Raw genomic sequence first — 20,908 nt, forward strand, 5'->3', positions numbered from 1 at the left:
CCAGAAGCCATGGATGACCCGACAGAGATCGACGCCCGCGGGCTGCGCTGCCCGCTTCCGGTGCTTCGCGCCCAGAAGGTGCTGGCGGGGCTTGCCCCCGGCGCGCGGCTGCGCATCCGCACCGACGATCCCATGGCCCTGATCGACATGCCGCATTTCTGCGCCCAGACGGGGCATGAGCTGTTGTCGGAACGCGATGAGGGCGCATCTCACCTCTTCGAGATCCGCCGGGCCTGACCCTGCGGCGCGCCTCGTGCCTCTCGAAAGGTCCGGGGACACGAAAAAGGGCCGCACCTTCCGGCGCGGCCCTCCTGTCTTTTCAAGCGGTCAGCGGATCAGCTGCCGATCGACCACCAGCCACGCTTCTTGGGCTTGGGGGCCTCTTCCTCGGCTGCGGCCTCTCCGGCCATGGCGGGCTCGGGCTCTTCCGCTGCAGGTTCGGCGGCGGGGGTCTCTTCCGCGGGGGCTTCGGCGGTCTCCGCCTCTGCCTCGACCTCAGAGGCGACCTCCGCCGGAGCTTCTTCTGCGGGCGCCTCGGCAACTGCCTCGGGCGCTGCTTCGGTCGCCTCGACCTCGGGCGCTTCTTCCGCGACCAGGGTCTCATCCGGGGTCTCCGCCTCGACCTCTGCAGGGGTCTCTTCCGCCACGGCCTCCGGTGCAGCTTCGGCGGAAGCCTCTGCCACCGGCGCCGTCACGGCGCTGTCATCGCCGGCCTCGGTACCCGTGTCGGTCCCGGCATCCGAACCGGAAACGGAATCGTCACCGGAACTCACGCTGTCGTCGCCGGATCCGATGGAATCATCCCCCGACCCGTTCTCGCCCGACTTGGACTTCCGCCGACGACGCCGACGCCGGCGCTTCTTCTTCGGCTGCTCTTCGCCCTCCTCGCCAGAGGTCGGCGCGACCTGTTCGGAGGCCTTGCGCTCCGCCTCGGCCTCTTCCTCTTCGCGCAGGGCTTCCGCTTCGGCCTCGGCCTCCGCATCCTCGTCGATGCTGTCCATCAGCGAGGTATCGACGGAAACCACATGGGCCACCTCGACGACCTTGCGGGTCGCGGTCTTGAACTTCTCCATCTCGAAGTCGGGGCTGACCAGCGACGGGTCACCCTCGATCCGTACGGCCATGCCGTAGCGGCCCTCGATCTGGGCGACATGTTCGCGCTTCTGGTTCATCAGGTAGTTGGCGATGCCGACCGGGCATTTCACCAGAACCTCGCGGGAGCGGCGGCGCGTGCCCTCTTCCTCGATCTGGCGCAGGATCGACAGCGCCATGTTGTCGTCCGACCGGATCAGGCCCGTGCCGTGGCAATGCGGGCAAGGCTGGGTCGTCGCCTCGATCATGCCCGGGCGCAGACGCTGACGGCTCATCTCCATCAGGCCGAAGCCGGAGATGCGGCCGACCTGGATCCGCGCGCGGTCGGTCTTCAGCTTGTCCTTGATCTTCTTCTCGACGGCGGCGTTGTTCTTGCGCTCATCCATGTCGATGAAGTCGATCACGATCAGGCCGGCAAGGTCCCGCAGACGCAGCTGGCGCGCCACCTCTTCGGCGGCCTCCAGGTTGGTCTTGACGGCGGTTTCCTCGATCGAACCTTCCTTGGTGGCCCGGCCGGAGTTCACGTCGATCGCCACCAGCGCCTCGGTCACGCCGATCACGATGTAGCCACCGGATTTCAGCTGCACCACCGGGTTGAACATCCCGCCAAGGTAGCTTTCCACCTGGTAGCGCGCGAACAGCGGCAGCTGGTCGGTGTAGTGCTTCACGTTCTTGGCGTGGGACGGCATGATCATCTTCATGAAGTCCTTGGCGTTGCGGTAGCCCCGCTCGCCTTCCACCAGCACCTCGTCGATCTCGCGCGAGTAGAGGTCGCGGATCGACCGTTTGATCAGGTCGCCTTCTTCATAGATCTTGGCGGGCGCGATCGACTGCAGCGTCAGTTCGCGGATCTGCTCCCAGAGCCGCTGCAGGTATTCGTAGTCGCGCTTGATCTCGGACTTGGTGCGCTTGGCACCGGCGGTCCGCACGATCAGGCCCGCGCCGGTGGGCACGTCGATCTCGTTGGCGATCTCTTTCAGCTTCTTGCGGTCCGCGGCATTGGTGATCTTGCGGGAAATGCCGCCACCGCGCGCGGTGTTGGGCATCAGGACGCAGTAGCGACCGGCCAGGCTCAGGTAGGTGGTCAGGGCCGCGCCCTTGTTGCCACGCTCTTCCTTGACGACCTGCACCAGCAGGATCTGGCGGACCTTGATGACTTCCTGGATCTTGTAGCGCTTGGGCCGCGGCTTGCGCGGCGGGCGGATATCCTCGTGATCGTCGTCATCGGCGACCGACTCGATATCGCTGTCCTTTTCATCCGCGCCCGAACGACGCGAACGGGACCGGCGGCGGCCGCCCTTTTCTTCCTCGTCGCTGTCGTCCTCGTCGTCAGCGGCGGCTTCGTCGTCGCTGTCGGAGGCCTCGACTTCTTCGGCCCCGGCCTCTTCAGCGGTGGCCTCTTCGGCGGTCGCCTCTTCCGAGGCCTCTTCGCCGGTCTCAGGCTCCTCGACCGGGGTATCCCGGACGGTCATCATGGGGGAGCTGCCCTCCTCCACGCCGTCCTCGCCCGATGCGGTGACCTGCTCACCGTCGAGGTCGATGGTCTCCATGCCCTCGATCTCGTCGCTGGGCTTGGCCTCCACATCGCGGCTGGCCTTGGCGTCGCCATCGGCGGCCTTCTCGGCCTTGGAGGCAGAGCGGGACCGCTTCCTGGGCTTTTCGTTCTCTTCCTCGCGGGCGCGCATTGCCTCGGCATAGGCGCGCTCTTCCTCCATCAGGGCCTCACGGTCCGCGACGGGGATCTGGTAGTAATCCGGATGGATCTCCGAAAAGGCCAGGAAACCATGACGGTTCCCGCCGTAGTCGACGAAGGCCGCCTGAAGCGACGGTTCGACCCGGGTTACCTTTGCGAGGTAGATGTTGCCAGCAAGCTGGCGCTTGTTCTCGGATTCGAAGTCGAATTCCTCGACCTTGTTTCCGTCCACGACCACGACACGCGTTTCTTCCGCGTGTGTGGCATCGATGAGCATCTTCTTTGCCATGTAATCCAATTGCACGCCGAAAGGCCCCCGTCTGCCGGGGGTGACCCGGGGGGAGCGGAAGCATTGGCGGCGTGTCTGTCAGGGGCGAGGTGGGCACGGGCACGGGCGCTGCAAGGGCCGCCCGCGGGGGGCTGCCTCCTGCCTGTCTCGTTGCTCTCGCGCTTCATCGCGTTTCTTCTCCGACGGTGATCCCGGCCCGGTTAAGTTCCTGGTCGCATAGTCCCGACCGGATCTTCCTGGTGCCGCGTCACCGCCCATTCTGAACCGGCGCGGCCCGTGGGCCCTCCGGCAAGTGCGAAACCCGTGAGGGTTCAATCGATCTGGCACCCGGACGGAGGTCTTTCCCGTCACACCCGAAGCCAGCGAAACTGTTCAGGGCCTCTGCGATCCCTCGGGTATCGCTTATGGCCGTTTCATGAACATAAGGTGCATCATGGCCCGCTGACAATGCAGAAAATTACGCAACCACTGCGGGAGGTCCGGTTTCGACCCGTTTTTGCCGTTCGGTCAAAGCCAGCCGGTCAAGGACTGTGCCGCCAGACGCCCGCGCCAGGTCCATGGAAGCAGGCCCCCACCTCGTGAGGGATCCCGTCAAATTCGCCTGTCGTTCGAATGTCAGCGGGGAATGGGGCTCCGCCCCCCGGCCGCCTGCGGCGACCTCCCCCCGGAGTATTTGTGGCCATCGAATGGAAGAAAGCGGCACTTGTTTCATTCGATGGCTGAAAATACTCCGGGGGAGTCTCCTGCGGAGACGGGGGCAGAGCCCCCCTCCCCGATCTCCGTACGGCGCGCGGTCAGCCCAGGTAGTCGGCGCGCTGCAACCCGTACTTGGCCATCTTCTCGTTCAGCGTCCGGCGCGGCAGGCAGAGCTCGTCCATCACGCTGGCGATCGACCCCTTGTGGCGACGCATCGTGTTGTCGATCAGCATGCGTTCGAAGGCTTCCACGTATTCCTTCAGCGGCTTGCCCTCGGTGGTCATCACCGGCTGCATCTCCTCGTTCTCGCTCATCAGAAGCGAGGCGATGGTGCCGGACCCACGCCGCGACTGCAGCACCGCGCGTTCGGCGACGTTGATCAGCTGGCGCACGTTGCCCGGCCAGGGCGCCTGCAGAAGCTGCGCCGCTTCCTGGGCCGAGACCTGCGGCGCATCGCAGCCGTATTCATCCGAGAACTGCTCGCTCAGCCGCGTGAACAGCGCCAGGATATCCTCGCCCCGCTGACGCAGCGGCGGCACGGTGATGCGCAGCGCCGCCAGGCGATAGAAGAGGTCCGGCCGCAGCACGTCCTCGCAGGTGCGATCCTGCTCCTGCAGGTTGGAAATCGCCACGATCCGCGTCTCGGCCGGGGTGCCCTGCTCGTTGATCGCCGACAGGAGCCGCGCCTGCAGGCTTTCCGACAGCGCCTCGATGTCTTCCAGCACCAGGGTCCCGCCCCGGGCCTCCTCGATCGCCGGCAGCTGGGTGTCCTCGGGCATCATCGGGCCGAAGAGGCGCTTGGACAGCTGCTCCTCTTCCAGCGCGGCGCAGCTCAGCAGGACGAACTTCTTGCCCGCCCGCGCGCCGACCGCATGCAGCGCATGGGCCACCAGCGTCTTGCCCGTCCCGGTTTCGCCGTCGATCAGCACGTGACCGTCGGCCTGGCCCAGGTCCAGGATATCCTCGCGCAGCCGCTCCATCACCGGGCTGGTGCCGATCAGCTTCTTCATCAGCTGCCCGCCGTCCGACAGCTCCCGCCGCAGCTGACGGTTGTCCATCGTCAGGCGCCGCGCATTGGCGGCCTTCTTGGCCAGCTGGGTCATCTTGTCGGGGTTGAACGGCTTTTCCAGGAAGTCGAAGGCGCCCATGCGCATCGCCTCCACCGCCATCGGCACGTCGCCGTGACCGGTGATCATGATCACCGGCAGCGAACTGTCCGTGCCCATCAGCTTCTTCAGGAAGGCCATGCCGTCCATGCCGGGCATCTTGATATCGCTGATCACGATACCGGGATAATCGGGGCCGAGCTTCTTCAGCGCCTCTTCGGCGCTCGGGAAGGTCTCGGTGTCATAGCCCGACAGGGCCAGCCACTGGCTGATCGACTGACGCATGTCCTGCTCGTCGTCGACGATCGCGATCTTCATGGCCTTTTGCATCTGCGTTTACTCCGCTCTTCTTATTACTCTGCGGCTTCGATCTCTTCGGACAAGATAGGAAGCTGTACTTCGAAAACAGCCCCACCCCCCTCTGCGTTCCGTGCCGTCAGACGACCACCTAGGTCGGCGACGATCCCGGACGAGATGGCAAGTCCGAGCCCGGTGCCGTCACCGGGCTGCTTGGTGGTGTAGAAAGGTTCGAACAGCGCATCGAGGTCCTGGATCCCCTCGCCGTTGTCGCGCACGGTCAGGGTCGCCGTCTCCCCCGCCGACAGGATGATGTCCAGCCGCGCGTCATCGACGTTCACCGTCGCATCCAGCGCGTTCTTCAGCAGGTTGATCATCACCTGCTCCAGGCGGACGCGGTCCGCCATGACCATCACCGGACGATCCGGCAAGGCCCTGGTAATGCGCACTTTTCTTTGCCTCAGCTGCGGCTCCATCATCGACAGGGAGGAGGCCAGCGCATCGCCCACATTGACCGGGGTGAAGCCGTCTCCGCCCGTCCGGGCATAGGATTTCAGCTGCCGCGTGATGGCGCCCATGCGCCCGATCAGGTCATCGATCCGGCTGAAAGAGGCCAGCGCCTCGTCCGGTCTGGCCCGCTTCAGAAGCAGTTGCGCGCCGGCCAGATAGGTCTTCATCGCGGCCAGCGGCTGGTTCAGTTCATGGGCCACCGCGGCGGACATTTCCCCCAGTGCGGCCAGCTTCTGGGACTGCGCAATGGTCTGTTCTGCCACCTCCAGGTTCTTTTCCATGCGCTCCCGCTCGGCGATTTCCCGCTGCAATTGCTCGTTCAGCAGCCGCAAATCGGCCGATTCCCGCTGGAACACGTTCAGCCGCAGGATGGTCTTGCGGCTCAATGCGTAGAAGGCGAGCGCCAGAAGGATGGCAAATCCCATGATCTCCAGCGCCAGAACGCCGTTCACCCGCTCCCGCACGGACTGGTAACTGGTGTAGCTGACGACCTGCCAGCCCCGGAACGGGATGCGGGAGGTGACGCGCATCATCGCCTCGCCCTGCAGGTAGCTGTCGGCATCCGTGGTCCAGTCGGTGGTGGCATAAAGCGCCCGCTCGATGGCCGAGGACGGGGTTTCCCGCGCCGTCGCCTCCTCCTCGGTCAGCCCGCGCCACAGCGCCTCGGTCGACAGGATGATCTTGCCCTCGCTGTCCTTCACCGCCAGCGCATCGGAAATCCCCGCCCAGCTGCGTTCGAACTTCGCCAGGTCGGCTTCCACCACGATGACACCGATCAGGTTGCCCTGGTACTCGATCCGCCGCGAATAGGTGAAGGCATAGCCCCCCGACTCCCGTTCGGAGATGTTGAACACCGTCGCGTTGGAGCGCTGCGCCTCGACGAAATAGGGGCTCTGCCGGTGGTTCTCCCCCAGCCTGTTGCGATCCGTCGCCGCCACGATCCGCCCGTCCTCGTCCAGCAGGACAAGGCTCGCCGCGCTGATCTCGTCCAGGAAGGACATCAGCCGCTGGGTCGAGGTGCTGTAATCGTCGCTGTTGAGCGCCCCGATCAGCTCCTGATCGCGGGCCAGCAACTGCGGCACGATGGAATTCAGCTGCAGTTCGCTGACGATATTCGCCCCGAACAGCGCCAGCCGCAGCTCCGCCCGGGTGCGGGTCGGCTCGGTGTAGCGTTTCATCAGCATGGCATTGGTCACGGCCATCACCGCGATGACCATGACAAGGAAAAGCGCCAGCGCGATGCGGGCGCGCCAGGAGATCGTCCGCCCGGGTCGACCGGCAGGGGGCTTTGGGCTGTCCATTGCGGGAAAATACACCGGCGAAGGCCCGGCGCTCAAGCACTCCGATGGGCGCGGACGGCGGCAAAGCGCCTATCCGGCCCACTTAACGCAGGAGCCCGGCACCATTGGCGCCGGGCTCCCGTAACTCCTGCCTGCAGGGGCGTGATCAGGCCTCGACCAGCGCCTCCAGGATCGAGGTGAACATGGCCGCACCATCGGTGCCGCCATGGCCCTCGTCCGCGGCCCGCTCGGGGTGGGGCATCATGCCCATCACCCGGCGGTTGGCGGACAGCACGCCCGCGATGTCGCCGGCAGATCCGTTGGGGTTGTCCTCGTAGGTGAACAGGATCCGGTCCTCGCCCCGCAGCTCCGCCTGCAGCTCGGCATCGGCCTGGTAGTTGCCGTCATGGTGCGCGATCGGAATGTTGACCGTGGTGCCCGCATTGTAGAGCCGGGTGAACACGCTGTCAGAGGTCTCCACCTTCAGCGGCACGGTCTTGCAGATGTACTTCAGCCCGGCATTGCGCAGCAGCGCGCCCGGCAGGATCCGCGTCTCGGTCAGCACCTGGAAGCCGTTGCAGATGCCCATGGCATAGCCGCCGCGTTCGACGTGGCGCTTCAGGCTGGCGCAGATCGGGCTGTTGGCGGCAATGGCACCGCAGCGCAGGTAATCGCCATAGCTGAAACCGCCCGGCACGCCGACGATATCCACGCCCTCGGGCAGATCCTGGTCCTTGTGCCAGACCATGGTGACATCTGCCCCGGCCTTTTCGAAGGCCACTTGCAGGTCACGGTCGCAATTCGACCCGGGGAAGACGAGGACGGCGGCTTTCATGGGAGGCTCCCTTGCGCGGATGGGGATTTGCCTTGGCTCATACGCGCAAGGCGGCCCCGGATCAAGCCGCCACCGCCCGCCGTTTCGCCTATTCCCCCGCCGTGGCCCGTTCCCCGGGCACTGCCCGCGCCTGCCAGCAATTGTTGCGGGCCGAACGGATGTCGACGAAGGCAATCCCCTCCCGTGCAAGCAGTGCCTCCACGTAGTCCTCTATCTCCGCCACCGGGGTGATCTGCCCGGTCCCGTAGACGATCCGCTCCCCGGCGTCATAGGCCTTCACCAGGTAATCCGGCGACAGGCCGATGACCGGCGGCAGCCCGTCCCCTGCAAAGGGCGCGCATTCGGCAGCGCAAAGAAACGCCGGCCCAGCCTCCGCATAGGGCTGCAGGCGGTCGAAGGGCCGCAGGGCGAAGATCAGCATCTCGGCCCCCTTGGGGATGTTGCACAGGCAATGCCGGCAGGGCGCCCCATCCCAGGGGTTTACGATCCGCTCCGGCGCCTGCCCGTTGGCATCGGGCCCGCCCGCCCGCAGCGCCCGGGCCTGCGCGGTGGGAATTCCATGAAATCGGTGCATCGGCATCTCCTGTCCAGATGCCCCTTCCTGTCGCATCCCGCGCCCTGCGAGCGACCCGCTTCCTGCGCATTGGCGCCCGCAGCGGGCCATGCCCGGCCGATGCCACACCAGATACCTGGATCCGATATCCCAACTCTCCGCCCACCAGCGCCATCCCGGCCCCCGTGGCGCCGCCGCCCCTCCCATTTTCTGGCCCCCAATATCCCCGCCGGAGGCACCGGCGCAGCCGGTACCCCGCCCTCGGCCCACGCAACGCCCGATGCCTTAACCACGCAGATCCGCCGTTTGCACACCGCCAAAATACCGACGTGATACCGACGCGATACCGACATCACGTTTTTCGCGTCTTCCCGGGCGTTTACCCCCGATTTCGAATCAAAAACCCCGCCGTGAAGATCACGGCGGGGTTTTTGGTCATCGAACGGTGAAGGTTAGCCAAAGGCTAACGGCATCACATCTCGATCGAGTAGCTCTCGATCACGGTGTTCGCCAGCAGCTTCTCGCACATCTCGGTCACGGTCGCTTCGGTCGTGCCATCTGCCAGGTCCAGCTCGATCACCTTGCCCTGGCGGACGCCTTCGACCCCGTCGAAGCCCAGACCCGTCAGCGCGTGGCGCACGGCCTCGCCCTGGGGATCCAGGACACCGGTTTTCAGCATGACATGAACGCGGGCTTTCATCGTGGCCAGCTCCTTCAGTTGATCAGCGTGGGCTTGGTGGTTCCGGCGTTGCGCGGCATCACGCCCAGGCGCTGCGCCACTTCGGTATAGGCATCGGTCAGGCTGCCCAGGTCGCGACGGAACACGTCCTTGTCCAGGTGCTTGCCGGTCTCGATGTCCCACAGGCGGCAGCTGTCGGGGCTGATTTCATCAGCAACGACAAGGCGTTGGAAGTCGCCTTCGTAGACGCGGCCGATCTCGATCTTGAAGTCGACCAGCTTGATGCCCACGGCCAGCATGACGCCGGACAGGAAGTCGTTCACGCGCAGCGCCAGGTGGACGATATCGTCCATGTCCTGCTGGCTGGCCCAGCCGAAGGCAGCGATATGCTCTTCGCTGACCATCGGGTCGCCCAGCTCGTCGTTCTTGAAGCAGTATTCGACGATCGGGCGCGGCAGCTGCGTGCCTTCCTCGATGCCAAGCTTCTTCGACAGGGAGCCGGCGGCCACGTTGCGCACGATCACTTCCAGCGGAATGATCTCGCAGCTGCGGCACAGCTGTTCGCGCATGTTCAGGCGGCGGATGAAGTGGGTGGGAACACCGATGGTGTTCAGCCCGGTCATGAAGAACTCGCTCAGGCGGTTGTTCAGAACCCCCTTGCCCTCGATCACGTCCTTTTTCTGGGCGTTGAACGCGGTGGCGTCATCCTTGAAATATTGAACGATGGTCCCCGGTTCGGGGCCTTCGTAAAGGATCTTGGCCTTGCCTTCATAGATTTTTTTGCGTCTTGCCATTGGCGTACGGCCTTTCTCACGGCGCGGGGACTCGCCCGCATCTCGGCCCTCTTAGATCAAGCGGGCCAGCGTCGCAAGCGTGGCGCCTGACGTGGCGGCGCCTGAAGGGAAACTCCCGTGGCAAAACGGCGGCCCGAACAAGGAGAGGCCCCGGCAAGCGCTCTGCGGGGTGACAAAACCGCTCCCGCCGGCTCTTCGTGCTTTGCGGACGGTTCCGCAGGGTCTAATCTCTTGCCACGGGCCATAATACGAGGCCGCCCCGCTCTCGAAGTACCGCCACAGGAGGAGTTCCGACCATGCCCCATCTCGACGACCGCGAAGCCGCCTTCGAATCGAAGTTCGCCCATGACGCCGAAATGCAGTTCAAGGCAGAGGCCCGCTGCAATCGCGCCCTCGGCGAATGGGCCTCCTCCCTGCTCGGCAAGACCGGGGACGACGCCACCGCCTATGCCACCTCCCTGGTGAAGGCCGACCTGGCCGAACCCGGGCACGAGGACGTCATCGGCAAGCTCGTCATCGACCTGGCCGGGGTCGCGGATGAATCCACGATCCGCGCGAAGCATGCCGAGGCGCTGAGCGCGGCCAAGATCGCCCTGATCGACGCGTGATCCCTGGCCGCCTCTGACACATCAAGCCCCTTGAAAACCGGGCATTTCCCGGGGTGACCCTCCCTTCGCGGCGGTGGCCCCGGGTCAGCTCTCCCTCGAATGCCGCTCACTTCGTCGTCCGGCGTTAAGGCCACGGCAAGAAACCCTGCCTACCCCTTTCTGCGGGAACGGGAGAAGGGGTCCGCCGATGACCGAAGTGATGAGAGTTTCGCGCCGCGGCCCCCGCCGCTGGCTGCGCTTCGCCGCGCCGGTGCTGGTGGGCGGGGCCTGTCTCTGGCTCCTGGCGAACCGTCTCCATGCCCTCGACCTGTCAGAGGTCGGCGCGGCGCTCGGGGCCGTCTCCGTCGGGCAATGGGCGGCGGCGGCGCTGGCAACCGCGCTCTCCTTCTGGTCGCTGGGCCGCTATGACGCGGTGATCCATCGCCACCTGCGCACGGGCGTTTCGCCAGGCCGCGCGCAGACCTCGGGCATGGCCGCCATAGCCCTGGCACAGTTCATCGGCCTTGGCGTCGTGACCGGGGCGCTTGCCCGCTGGCGCCTGCTGCCGCTTCTGGGGCCCCTGCGGGCGACCCAGGTCACCGCCGCCGTGTCCGCCTCCTTCCTCGTGGCCTGGGCCGTGGTGACGGCGGCCGCCTGTCTGCTGCTGGCGCCCTACCTCTTGCCGGAATGGCTGGCCCTGCTGGCGCTCGCGCTCTGCCTGACGCTGCCTGCGGTGTCGCTCTTCGCGCCCGAACTGCGCTTCGCCCGCCTGCGCCTGCGCTTCCCCTCGCTGCCGGCGATGACCTCCGTCACGGTCTTTGCCGCCATCGACACCTGCGCGGCGGCCGTCGCGCTCTGGATCCTGCTGCCGGACCCGCCGGCGCTGACGGCCTTCCTGCCGGTCTTCCTCCTGGCCCTGGGCGCGGGGCTCTTCGCGGGCACCCCGGGCGGGGTCGGCCCGTTCGAGCTCTCTCTCCTGGCCCTGCTGCCGGACCTGGCGGAACCGGGCCTCATGGCGGCGGTCCTGGCCTTCCGACTGGTCTACTACCTGCTGCCTGCCGCCCTGGCCGGGCTCTACCTGCTGCGCCTGCGCACCGAGGCCCGCGCGCCCGCCCGCGCCCATGTCCCCCGCGCCGTGCCCGAACTGCTGCTGGACCAGGCGCCCCGGGCCGAAAGCGGCGTCGCGCGACAGAACGGCGCCCGGCTGCTGCGCGCCCCCGATGCGGCGGGCCTGTGCATCGACACGCCGCAGACCCTGACCCTGCTCTTCGATCCGCTCTGCGGCCCGCTCGACCGGCTGCTGCCCGGGCTGCGCACCGCCGCGCGCAACTCCAACCGGATGCCCGTCGTCTACAAGTGCAGCGCCCGCCAGGCCCTGCGCGCCCGCAGGGCCGGCTGGCGCCTTCTGCGCGTGGCGGACGAAGCGGTAATCGACCCCGGCGCCTTCTCCCTCTCCGGCTCTGCCTACCGGCAACTGCGGCGAAAGCTTCGCAACGCCGAAAAGGCCGGGATTACCGTCACTTGCGACGCGGATCTGCCCGCGGCTCTGCCCCTCGCGGAAATGGCCCGCCTGGATGCCCAGTGGAAAGAAACCCACGGCCTCGCCCGAGGCCTGTCGACCGGGCGCTTCGCCCCGTCCTACGTGGCACGCCAAAGGGTCTACTGCGCCCACCTGGACGGGCAGCTGGTCGCCTTCGCCACCTTCCACGCCAACCGCAACCAGCTCTGCCTCGACCTGATGCGCCACGGGCCCGGGCTGCCGGACGGCACCATGCACCGGCTCATCGCCGCCGCCCTGGAAGAGGCGCGCGAGCGTGGCCTCCAGCTCTCCCTTGCCGCCATGCCCGCCCGCGACCTGCGCGAACCCCGCCTGATGGCCCGGCTGCGCGCCGACATCGCCCGCCGTTCCGGCGGCGACGGGCTGACCCGGTTCAAGGACAGCTTCGCCCCCCGCCGCCAACCTCTCTACATGGCTGCCCCCAGCCGGCTGGCCCTTGCCCTTTCCGTCCTCGACCTTGCCATCGCCATGCGTCGCCCGGCCGCAACGCGGGAGGATCCCCTTCCCTCGCGCCGCGCCCTTGCGTATGACGGGGAAAACCTGCCCCGGTAGGTCCCTGCCTCAGCGAGGAGCATCCCATGACCAACGCCCTGACCCGCCTGCTGGAAACCCGCGACTGGCTGATGGCCGATGGCGCGACCGGGACGAACCTGTTCAACATGGGCCTGACCTCTGGCGACGCGCCCGAAATGTGGAACGTCGAACAGCCGCAGAACATCCGCACACTCTACGCCTCGGCGGTCAACGCCGGCTCCGACATCTTCCTGACCAACAGCTTCGGCGGCAACGCCGCACGGCTGAAACTGCATGACGCCCAGTCCCGCGTGCGCGAGCTGAACCGAGCCGCCGCCGAACTGGGCCGCGAAGTTGCCGACGCGGCAGGCCGCCCGGTGGTCGTTGCAGGCTCCGTCGGCCCCACGGGGGAGATCATGGCCCCCCTCGGCCCGCTCTCCCACGAAACCGCGGTCGAGATGTTCCACGAACAGGCCGAGGGTCTGAAGGAAGGCGGCGTCGACGTGCTCTGGCTCGAAACCATTTCCGCACCGGAGGAATACCGCGCCGCCGCAGAGGCTTTCAAACTGGCCGACATGCCCTGGTGCGGCACCATGAGCTTCGACACCGCCGGGCGCACCATGATGGGCGTCACCTCCGAGGCGATGGTGAAGATGATCGGCAAGCTGGAAAACCCGCCGATCGCCTTCGGCGCCAACTGCGGCGTCGGCGCTTCCGACCTGCTGCGCACCGTGCTGGGCTTCTCGGCGCAGGGCGTCGAACTGCCGATCATCGCCAAGGGCAACGCGGGCATTCCCAAGTACGAGGATGGCCACATCCACTACGACGGCACGCCCGATCTGATGGCCGATTACGCCGTCATGGCCCGCGACTGCGGCGCCACGATCATCGGCGGCTGCTGCGGCACCATGCCCGAACACCTCGAAAAGATGCACGAGGCGCTCTCCACCCGTCCGCGCGGCCCCCGCCCCACGCTGGAGGAGATCGCGGCGACCCTCGGCGCCTTCTCCTCGGCCTCCGACGGCACGGGCGAGGATGCCGCCCCTGCCCGCCGCAAGCGTCGCCGGGGCTGATAGGACGGGCCTCGTCCGGGGCCTTAGGGCCCCACCGTGCGGTCGGTTACCGACCCCTTCACATTTCGGGCCGATAAAGGTCAGCGTCGAAAAAAGGCGTCAGAACAGGCTCAGCTGTTCACCGGGCTTCACCGGCACACGGAAAAGATCGCACCGCAGCTCCGGCTGTTCCCGGTCCAGCCCGTTGCGTTTCACCGCGGCCCGGAACCTCTGCGCGATCATCGCCGCATAGGGCCCTTCGCCGCGCATCCGCTTGTGCCAGTCCGACGCATAATCCTTGCCGCCGTGCATCTCCCTCAGCCGGGTCATGACGCGCTTGGCGCGGTCGGGGTAATGCTCCGCCAGCCATTCCTGGAACAGCGGCGACACCTCCCGCGGCAGGCGCAGCATGATCCAGCTGGCGGAAACGGCCCCGGCCCTGGCCGCCTCGGCGATGATCGCCTCCACTTCCGCATCGGTCAGCCCCGGCACCACGGGCGACACCATGGCGCGCACCGGGATCCCCGCCCGGCTCAGCGTGCGGATCGCCTGCAACCGCTTCTCCGGCGGGGGCACCCGGGGTTCCATCTTCCGGGCCAGGTCACGGTCCAGCGTTGTGATGGAGATCCCGACCCGCACCAGCCCCAGCTTGGCCATCTTCCGCAGGATGTCGACATCGCGCAGGATGCCTGTCCCCTTGGTCACGATGGCCACCGGATGCCGGTGCGCCCAGAGCACCTCCAGGCACTCCCGCATCAGCTCCATCCGATGCTCAACAGGTTGATAAGGATCGGTATTCGTGCCGATGGCCAGGGGCGCCACCTGGTAGCTGCGCTTGCCCAACTCCTGCGCCAGGACCTCTGCCGCATTGGGGCGCGCAACCAGCCGCGTCTCGAAATCCAGCCCCGGCGACAGGCCGAGGTAGGCATGCGACGGCCGGGCAAAGCAGTAGATGCAGCCGTGCTCGCAGCCGCGATAGGGGTTGATCGACCGGTCGAACGGCAGATCGGGCGAGCGGTTGTAGGTGATCAGGCTCCGCGCCTGTTCCTCCCGCACCTCGGTCCGGATCTGCGATGCCTCCTCGATCACCTCCCAGCCGAAATCGTCGGGCACCGTCGACAGCGCCTCGTACCGGCCGGTGGCATTGCTGACAGCGGCACGGCCCTTGCGGGCCTTCTTGTCGATCATATGGGCAGGATCATGGAACATAGGGGGAACATATCCTGCGCCGTGGCCAAGCTCCATGATTCCTTTTCAGGAAATCTTTCCCCTACGCCGACTATAGGTCGGTGCCCCCCTCCGAATTGTCGCATTTCGGAGAGTCAGCGAAAGCCCTCTCGGCAAGGGTAAACCATGGGTCAAACCCCGCGCAGGCAGATTGGAAACCGCCATGTCCGATGAAGAAGACGACATCATCCTCTCCGAACTCGACGACGAGGAACTGGTCCAGCAGATGATGGACGACCTCTACGACGGCATGAAGGAAGAGATCGAGGAGGGCGTGAACATTCTGCTCGAACGCGGCTGGGAACCCTACCGGATCCTGACAGAGGCGCTTGTCGGCGGCATGACCATCGTCGGCGCCGATTTCCGTGATGGGATCCTCTTCGTGCCCGAGGTCCTTCTGGCCGCCAACGCGATGAAGGGCGGCATGGCCATCCTGAAGCCGCTTCTGGCCGAAACCGGGGCCCGCACCATCGGCAAGATGGTCATCGGCACGGTGAAGGGCGACATCCACGACATCGGCAAGAACCTTGTGTCGATGATGATGGAAGGCGCCGGGTTCGAGGTCGTGGACCTGGGCATCAACAACCCCGTCGAAAGCTATATCGAGGCGATCCAGAAGGAACAGGCCGACATCCTCGGCATGTCCGCCCTGCTGACCACGACCATGCCCTACATGAAGGTCGTCATCGACACGCTGAAGGAACAGGGCATCCGTGACGATTACATCGTGCTGGTCGGCGGCGCGCCGCTGAACGAGGAATTCGGCAAAGCGATCGGCGCCGATGCCTATTGCCGCGATGCCGCCGTGGCCGTGGAAACCGCCAAGACCTGGATCGCGCGCAAGCACAACCAGCTGAACGCCTGACCCGTGGCCGCCCATGCCCCAGCTGCCCGATGATCAGCACCTGACGACCCGGGGCGCCGAGCTGACGGAGCGCGGCGCCACGACCCTGCTGATCGCCTGCGGCGCCCTCGCACATGAGGTGCTGGCGCTGAAACGGCTCAACGACTGGCATCACCTCGACCTCGTCTGCCTGCCCGCGATCCTGCACAACCGCCCCGAAAAGATCACCGATGCCGTGTGCGAGGTCGTCACGGCCCGACGCGCGGATTACGCCGACGTCATGGTGCTTTACGCCGATTGCGGCACCGGCGGGCTGCTGCAAGCGGAATGCGAACGGCTGGGCGTCCGGATGCTGCCCGGCGCCCATTGCTACGCCTTCTTCGAAGGGGTCGCAGCCTTCGAAGCGCGGGAGGAGCTGACGGCCTTCTACCTGACTGACTTCCTCGCCCGGCAGTTCGACGCCTTCGTCTGGGAACCCCTCGGCCTCAACCGTCATCCTGACCTTCTGCCGATGTACTTCGGTCACTACGAAACGCTGGTCTACCTCGCCCAGACCGATGACGCAGCACTCACCGTAAGGGCGCGCGCTGCCGCCGACCGGCTCGGCCTTGCATTCGAACGTCGTTTCACGGGATATGGCGATCTCGCCACCGCCCTGGAACGGACTTCGACGTGACCGACCTGCTGCAAACCGACTGCTCCAAATGCGCCGCCCTCTGCTGCCTCGCCCTGGCCTTCGACAAGGGCAAGGACTTCGCCTTCGACAAGAACCCGGGTGAACCCTGCCGCAACCTCTCCGGTCACCAGTGCTCCATCCATGACAAGCTGACGGATCAGGGTTTCCCCGGCTGCGTCGCCTACGATTGCCTGGGCTCCGGCAACCGTGTCGTGCAGGAGGTCTTCGCCGGGCGCAGCTGGCAGAAGGACCCCATGCTGACCCGCCCGATGATGGAGGCGTTCTCGGGCATGCGGGAGGTGCACAAGCGCATCGACCTGCTGCGCGCCGCCGAAACCCTGCCCCTGTCGAAGCAGGACGACCAGGCCCGGCGCGACTTCCTCGCCCAGCTGGAACAGCACCGCTGGAGCGGTGCCGAGCTCAATGATTTCGAGGTCGGCCTTGCCCTGGAGATCGACATCTTCTTCCACGGGCTCAGGAAATACGTGCCGCGCTAGGGCTCAGCCCTGTTCCTGGATCCGCTTGATCATCGCGCGCAACCCGTTGGACCGCTGAGCGGAAAGGTGATCCTGCAGGCTCAGCCGGGCAAGTTCGGCCATCGGATCCACCGACTTCAGCTCCGCCTCCGGCACCCCGTCGTAAAGCGCCTTCAGCACGGCAATCAGGCCGCGCACGATCATCGCGTCGCTTTCCCCGTCAAAGTGGAAGATTCCGCCCTCGGGGCGCATGTGCAGCCAGACCTGGCTGGCGCAGCCATCCACCTTCGTCGCCGGAACTTTCAGCGCATCGGGCAGAGGATCCATCGCCTTGCCCAGCTCGATCACGTGGCGATAGCGGTCCTCCCAGTCCTCCAGGAATTCGAAATCCTCGACGATCTCTTCGAAGGCAGCCTGAGCCATGGCGATCTCCTGTCTTGCAGCTTCCCCCGGGTTACGCCGCAGCCGCGCCAAGGTCCAGCCCCGCCCATGCCGCAGGCAGCGAAAGCGCTGGCTTTTCAAGCCCTCCGCACTGCGTTAGAGGAGATATGGACCATCAAGGCCAGAGCCAGGGGGCACCGATCCATGCGCAAATTCATTCCCGTCATTCTGATTGCCACGATCGGCCTCTCGGGATGTTCCTACGTGCGGGACAGCCGTATCAACCCGTTCAACTGGTTCGGTTCCTCGCAGTCCCGCCCCCTGACGGAGCAAGAAGCCTCCACCGCCAATCCGCTGATCCCCAAGAAGAGCGCCCTGGCCAGCAAGGAAGTGCCCGACACGCGGCAACCCGTGGCCGCCATCGAAAGCCTGGTGGTGGAGCGTATCCCCGGCGGTGCCATCGTGCGGGTGACCGGTATCACCAACTCCACCGGCGCCTTCGACGTCGAGCTCAAGTCCGCCGCAGGCACCGACCCGGTCGAAGGCGTGGCGCGCTACACCCTCGTGGCCTATGAGCCCGTCCCCGCCGTTCCGGGTCCGATCCAGAATCGCCGCGTTGTCGCGGCTGCCCGCCTGACCAATCTTGAACTGGGCCGAATTTCCAGCATCGAGGTCATGAGCGCCAGCAACGTCCTGACCAGCCGCCGCTGAGCCCTTCGTCATTCAACGAAAAAGGCGCGCCCGTTTCCGGACGCGCCTTTTTTCATCGGTGTGTTTTCCTCGCTGATCCGCAGATCAGTCGAGGGAAACGGTGACCACCTTCTGCCCCTTCGTGGCAAGACCCACCTTGCCCTCGCAGAGCTTGATGGCATCTTCGCCGAAGACATCGCGGCGCCACCCCCTGAGGGACGGCACATCGCGCACGCCCGCGGCAAGTTCATCCAGCTCCGAAGTTGCCGCAATCAGCTTGGCAGCCACGCCCGCGGTGTCGGACTTGGCCTTCAGCAGGACGCGCAGGAGGTCCGCCAGCGCGGGGTTCACCTGCAGCTTTTCCTTCGACTTGTCGGGTTTGGGCAGCTCCGCATCGGGGCATTCGAGCCCTGCCTTGATCGCCGCCAGGATCCCTTCGGCGATATCGCCCTTGCGCGCCTCTCGCAGCAGCAGACGGGCGCGCGAAAGATCCTGCGGGGTCTGCGGCTTGGTCGAGGCAAGCTCGACCAGGGCGTCGTCCTTGTAGACCCTGTTGCGGGGAACGTTGCGGGTCTGGGCGTAGGATTCCCGGAACTTCGCAAGCTCGCGCAACACCGCCAGGAACCGGCCGGAATTGGTCCGCGTGCGGACCCGCTGCCAGGCATCTTCCGGGCGCACGATATAGGTTTCGGGGTTGGTCAGGATCCCCATCTCTTCCGCCACCCAGGCGGCGCGGCCGTCCTTGGCCAGCTGAGCGGACAGGTATTCGTAGATCTTGCGCAGATGCGTCACATCGGCGATCGCGTATTTCTTCTGCGCCTCGGTCAGCGGGCGACGCGACCAGTCGGTGAAACGCGAAGACTTGTCCAGGTTTTCCTTGGCGATCTTGCGCACCAGCGTCTCGTATCCCACCTGCTCGCCAAAGCCGCAGACCATGGCGGCGACCTGGGTGTCAAACAGCGGTTCGGGGATCAGCCCGGCATCGACGTAGAAGATCTCCAGATCCTGGCGCGCCGCGTGGAAGACCTTCACGACAGAGGTGTCGCGGAACAGCTCGTAGAGCGGATCCAGGGAGAGGTCCTTGGACAGCGGATCGACCAGCACCGCGTCAACCTCGTCATCCTCGCCCGGAACGGCAAGCTGCACGAGGCAAAGCTGGGAGTAGTAGGTCCGTTCACGCAGGAATTCGGTGTCGACCGTGACATAGGGCTTGGTCCGCGCCATCGCGCAATAGGAGGCCAGTTCCTCGGTACTGGTAATCGTCTGCATCTAACACTTTCTGCTGGTCAGTCTGATCCTGCCTTCACCCACCTGTCATACTGACCTTGCGCAGGGATGGAAAGGGGCGGTCAAGACCACCCCTTTCCAAAGTCTCCGCCTGTGGCGCCAAGGCTCGATCAGGCCAGTTCGGCCAGGTCCGCCGCGACGAACCCCTTCAGCTGATCGGACTTGCCGGCATGGACCTTCGACACCCATTGCGCGTCGCTCAGCAGGGCGCGTCCCACGGCGATCAGGTCGAATTCGTCGGCCTCCATCCGGCGCACCAGCTTGTCCAGCGGGGTCACTTCGGACGCCTCACCACCGAAGGCGGCAAGGAACTCACCCGACAGCCCCACGGACCCGACGGAGATCGTCGGGACGCCGGTGATCTTCTTCGCCCAGCCAGCAAAGTTCAGCCCCTCCTCGCCGTCGATCTCGGGGAACTCGGGCTCCCAGAAACGGCGCTGCGACGCGTGGATGATATCGACGCCCGCCTCGACCAGCGGCATCAGCCAGGCTTCCATTTCCCTGGGGTCCTTGGCCAGCTTGACCGTGTAGTCCTGCTGCTTCCACTGGCTCAACCGCAGGATCAGGGGGAAGTCGGGGCCCACGGCCGCCCGCGCCGCCTTCACCGCCTCGACCGCGAAGCGGGACCGCTCCGGCAGGGTCGCGCCGCCCCAGGCGTCGTCGCGCAGGTTGGTGCCTTCCCAGAAGAACTGGTCGATCAGGTAGCCGTGGGCGCCATGCAGTTCCGCCACGTCGAAGCCCAGGCGCTTCGCGTCTCCGGCCGCCTTGCCGAAGGCCGCGATGGTGGCCTCGATATCCGCCTCGGTCATGACATCGCCGCGCGGATCCCCAGGCCCCACCAGGCCGGACGGGCTTTCAACCGGCACATCGGGCTCCCACGCGCCACCACGGGTCGAGCCGGTGTGCCAGATCTGCGGGCCCATCTTGCCACCAGCGGCATGCACTTCGTCGATGACCTCTTTCCAGCCGTCCAGCGCCGGGCCGTGGAAGAAGGGAATCCCCGGAAGATTGCGCGAGGCGGGCCGGTCGATCACCGTCCCTTCGGACAGGATCAGCCCGACCTCCCCTTCCGCCCGGCGGCGGTAGTAGGCGGCATTCGCCGCACCGGGGATCCCGTCAGGCGCCATGCCTCGGGTCATCGGCGCCATGACGATACGGTTCTTCAGCTCCAGGCCCTTGTAGCTGAAGGGGCGGAACAACGTGTCTGTGGACTGTGTCATGATCGGTCCTCTCTTTTCGCAGGTGCAGCAGGATTGCCGCGATTGCGACATAGGTATATTCTCGATACCTAGTGTCAATCAGGCACCAGGACTGCACTACGTCACCCGGAGGTAACCCCCATGGAAGACCTGCCCCACGAAGATCAGACCGCCTATCGCGTTTGCGGCCCCGAATACTTCGCGGCGCATTGCCCCAACCGGGAACTCTTCGATCAGATTGCCGACAAATGGTCGATGATGATCCTCAGCGTGCTTGCCGATGAATCAACCCGGTTCAACGGATTGAAACGCCGGCTGGAGGGGATCTCGCAGAAGAGCCTGACCCAGACCCTGCGCAAGTTGGAGCGAAACGGCCTCGTGGAGCGGCATGTTTTGCATACCTCTCCTGTCGCGGTGGAATACCGGCTGAGCGAGCTCGGCGGCACCCTCCTGCCCCCGTTCCGGGCCCTATATGGCTGGACGAAAAAGCATTTCCCCGAAGTTCAAGCCGCTCAAAAGGCCTATGACGAACGGACCAGAAGGTGACATCACGCTACGTGATGAAATCACAAACAAGCATTCATTTCCGTGAAA

General features: G+C 65.9%; 20 protein-coding genes. 9 read left to right on the forward strand and 11 right to left on the reverse strand.

The features are described from left to right. Positions 1–9: 9 nt before the first annotated feature. Positions 10–237, forward strand: a complete 228-nt coding sequence (locus AC2IR1_RS12810) for a sulfurtransferase TusA family protein (protein WP_486472357.1) — start codon at positions 10–12, stop codon at positions 235–237. A gap of 98 nt (positions 238–335) precedes the next feature. Here AC2IR1_RS12810 and AC2IR1_RS12815 read toward each other — a convergent pair whose 3' ends face one another. The 7 genes from AC2IR1_RS12815 to purC form a co-directional block, all read right to left on the reverse strand. Continuing rightward, the gene (locus AC2IR1_RS12815; RefSeq protein WP_486472358.1) at positions 336–3,074 is read right to left on the reverse strand and encodes an Rne/Rng family ribonuclease; all 2,739 of its coding nucleotides are present in this window, start codon (positions 3,072–3,074) and stop codon (positions 336–338) included. 794 nt (positions 3,075–3,868) lie between these two features. Next, complete coding sequence (locus AC2IR1_RS12820; protein WP_486472359.1) at positions 3,869–5,206, reverse strand: sigma-54-dependent transcriptional regulator; 1,338 nt, start codon at positions 5,204–5,206, stop codon at positions 3,869–3,871. Between the two features lie 23 nt (positions 5,207–5,229). Further along, positions 5,230–6,984 carry a sensor histidine kinase gene (locus tag AC2IR1_RS12825; RefSeq protein WP_486472360.1) on the reverse strand — a complete coding sequence of 585 codons (1,755 nt, stop codon included), beginning with the start codon at positions 6,982–6,984 and terminating at the stop codon, positions 5,230–5,232. Between the two features lie 145 nt (positions 6,985–7,129). Continuing rightward, positions 7,130–7,798 (reverse strand): phosphoribosylformylglycinamidine synthase subunit PurQ, encoded by a 669-nt coding sequence (purQ, locus tag AC2IR1_RS12830; protein ID WP_486472361.1) that lies wholly within the window; start codon positions 7,796–7,798, stop codon positions 7,130–7,132. 88 nt (positions 7,799–7,886) lie between these two features. After that, positions 7,887–8,372 (reverse strand): DUF1203 domain-containing protein, encoded by a 486-nt coding sequence (locus tag AC2IR1_RS12835; protein WP_486472362.1) that lies wholly within the window; start codon positions 8,370–8,372, stop codon positions 7,887–7,889. Positions 8,373–8,823: 451 nt separating this feature from the next. Beyond that, complete coding sequence (gene purS / locus AC2IR1_RS12840; protein ID WP_486472363.1) at positions 8,824–9,051, reverse strand: phosphoribosylformylglycinamidine synthase subunit PurS; 228 nt, start codon at positions 9,049–9,051, stop codon at positions 8,824–8,826. A gap of 14 nt (positions 9,052–9,065) precedes the next feature. Then, complete coding sequence (purC, locus tag AC2IR1_RS12845) at positions 9,066–9,824, reverse strand: phosphoribosylaminoimidazolesuccinocarboxamide synthase (RefSeq protein ID WP_486472364.1); 759 nt, start codon at positions 9,822–9,824, stop codon at positions 9,066–9,068. Positions 9,825–10,120: 296 nt separating this feature from the next. Between purC and AC2IR1_RS12850 the strand changes: the two genes are divergently transcribed. The 3 genes from AC2IR1_RS12850 (at position 10,121) to bmt (ending at position 13,555) form a co-directional block, all read left to right on the forward strand. Further along, the gene (locus AC2IR1_RS12850; RefSeq protein WP_486472365.1) at positions 10,121–10,432 is read left to right on the forward strand and encodes a DUF1476 domain-containing protein; all 312 of its coding nucleotides are present in this window, start codon (positions 10,121–10,123) and stop codon (positions 10,430–10,432) included. A gap of 199 nt (positions 10,433–10,631) precedes the next feature. Beyond that, on the forward strand, positions 10,632–12,521 hold the full coding sequence (locus AC2IR1_RS12855) for a GNAT family N-acetyltransferase (RefSeq protein WP_486472366.1): 1,890 nt from the start codon (positions 10,632–10,634) through the stop codon (positions 12,519–12,521). A 26-nt stretch (positions 12,522–12,547) separates the two neighbouring features. Beyond that, positions 12,548–13,555: a betaine--homocysteine S-methyltransferase gene (gene bmt / locus AC2IR1_RS12860; RefSeq protein WP_486472367.1), complete on the forward strand. Its 1,008-nt coding sequence runs from the start codon at positions 12,548–12,550 to the stop codon at positions 13,553–13,555. 99 nt (positions 13,556–13,654) lie between these two features. Here the strand turns inward: bmt and AC2IR1_RS12865 are convergent, their stop codons facing one another. Next, entirely contained in the window at positions 13,655–14,743 is a 1,089-nt protein-coding gene (locus AC2IR1_RS12865; protein WP_486472368.1) for a PA0069 family radical SAM protein, read from the reverse strand. 181 nt (positions 14,744–14,924) lie between these two features. On the opposite strand from AC2IR1_RS12865, the gene AC2IR1_RS12870 reads away from it, so the two are divergent. From AC2IR1_RS12870 to AC2IR1_RS12880, 3 genes are read left to right on the forward strand one after another with little or no spacing between them, the layout of a single operon-like run. Then, positions 14,925–15,626 carry a corrinoid protein gene (locus tag AC2IR1_RS12870; RefSeq protein WP_486472369.1) on the forward strand — a complete coding sequence of 234 codons (702 nt, stop codon included), beginning with the start codon at positions 14,925–14,927 and terminating at the stop codon, positions 15,624–15,626. 13 nt (positions 15,627–15,639) lie between these two features. After that, entirely contained in the window at positions 15,640–16,281 is a 642-nt protein-coding gene (locus AC2IR1_RS12875) for a DUF1638 domain-containing protein (RefSeq protein ID WP_486472370.1), read from the forward strand. Next, the gene (locus AC2IR1_RS12880) at positions 16,278–16,778 is read left to right on the forward strand and encodes a hypothetical protein (protein WP_486472371.1); all 501 of its coding nucleotides are present in this window, start codon (positions 16,278–16,280) and stop codon (positions 16,776–16,778) included. The genes AC2IR1_RS12875 and AC2IR1_RS12880 overlap by 4 nt, the downstream gene beginning before the upstream one ends. A gap of 3 nt (positions 16,779–16,781) precedes the next feature. Here the strand turns inward: AC2IR1_RS12880 and AC2IR1_RS12885 are convergent, their stop codons facing one another. Then, positions 16,782–17,180: a SufE family protein gene (locus AC2IR1_RS12885; protein WP_486472372.1), complete on the reverse strand. Its 399-nt coding sequence runs from the start codon at positions 17,178–17,180 to the stop codon at positions 16,782–16,784. 162 nt (positions 17,181–17,342) lie between these two features. On the opposite strand from AC2IR1_RS12885, the gene AC2IR1_RS12890 reads away from it, so the two are divergent. Beyond that, positions 17,343–17,849 (forward strand): hypothetical protein, encoded by a 507-nt coding sequence (locus tag AC2IR1_RS12890; RefSeq protein WP_486472373.1) that lies wholly within the window; start codon positions 17,343–17,345, stop codon positions 17,847–17,849. An 84-nt stretch (positions 17,850–17,933) separates the two neighbouring features. Here AC2IR1_RS12890 and rnd read toward each other — a convergent pair whose 3' ends face one another. Together rnd and AC2IR1_RS12900 are read right to left on the reverse strand one after the other, a co-directional pair. Further along, positions 17,934–19,097 carry a ribonuclease D gene (rnd, locus tag AC2IR1_RS12895; protein WP_486472374.1) on the reverse strand — a complete coding sequence of 388 codons (1,164 nt, stop codon included), beginning with the start codon at positions 19,095–19,097 and terminating at the stop codon, positions 17,934–17,936. Between the two features lie 128 nt (positions 19,098–19,225). Beyond that, positions 19,226–20,335, reverse strand: coding sequence for an NADH:flavin oxidoreductase (locus AC2IR1_RS12900; RefSeq protein ID WP_486472375.1), 1,110 nt, complete (start codon positions 20,333–20,335; stop codon positions 19,226–19,228). Between the two features lie 120 nt (positions 20,336–20,455). Between AC2IR1_RS12900 and AC2IR1_RS12905 the strand changes: the two genes are divergently transcribed. After that, a complete protein-coding gene (locus AC2IR1_RS12905; RefSeq protein WP_486472376.1) occupies positions 20,456–20,860 on the forward strand; it encodes a winged helix-turn-helix transcriptional regulator in 405 nt (134 codons plus the stop codon). Positions 20,861–20,908 lie beyond the last annotated feature (48 nt).

The organism is Pseudooceanicola sp. NS-SX8 (assembly GCF_057380755.1).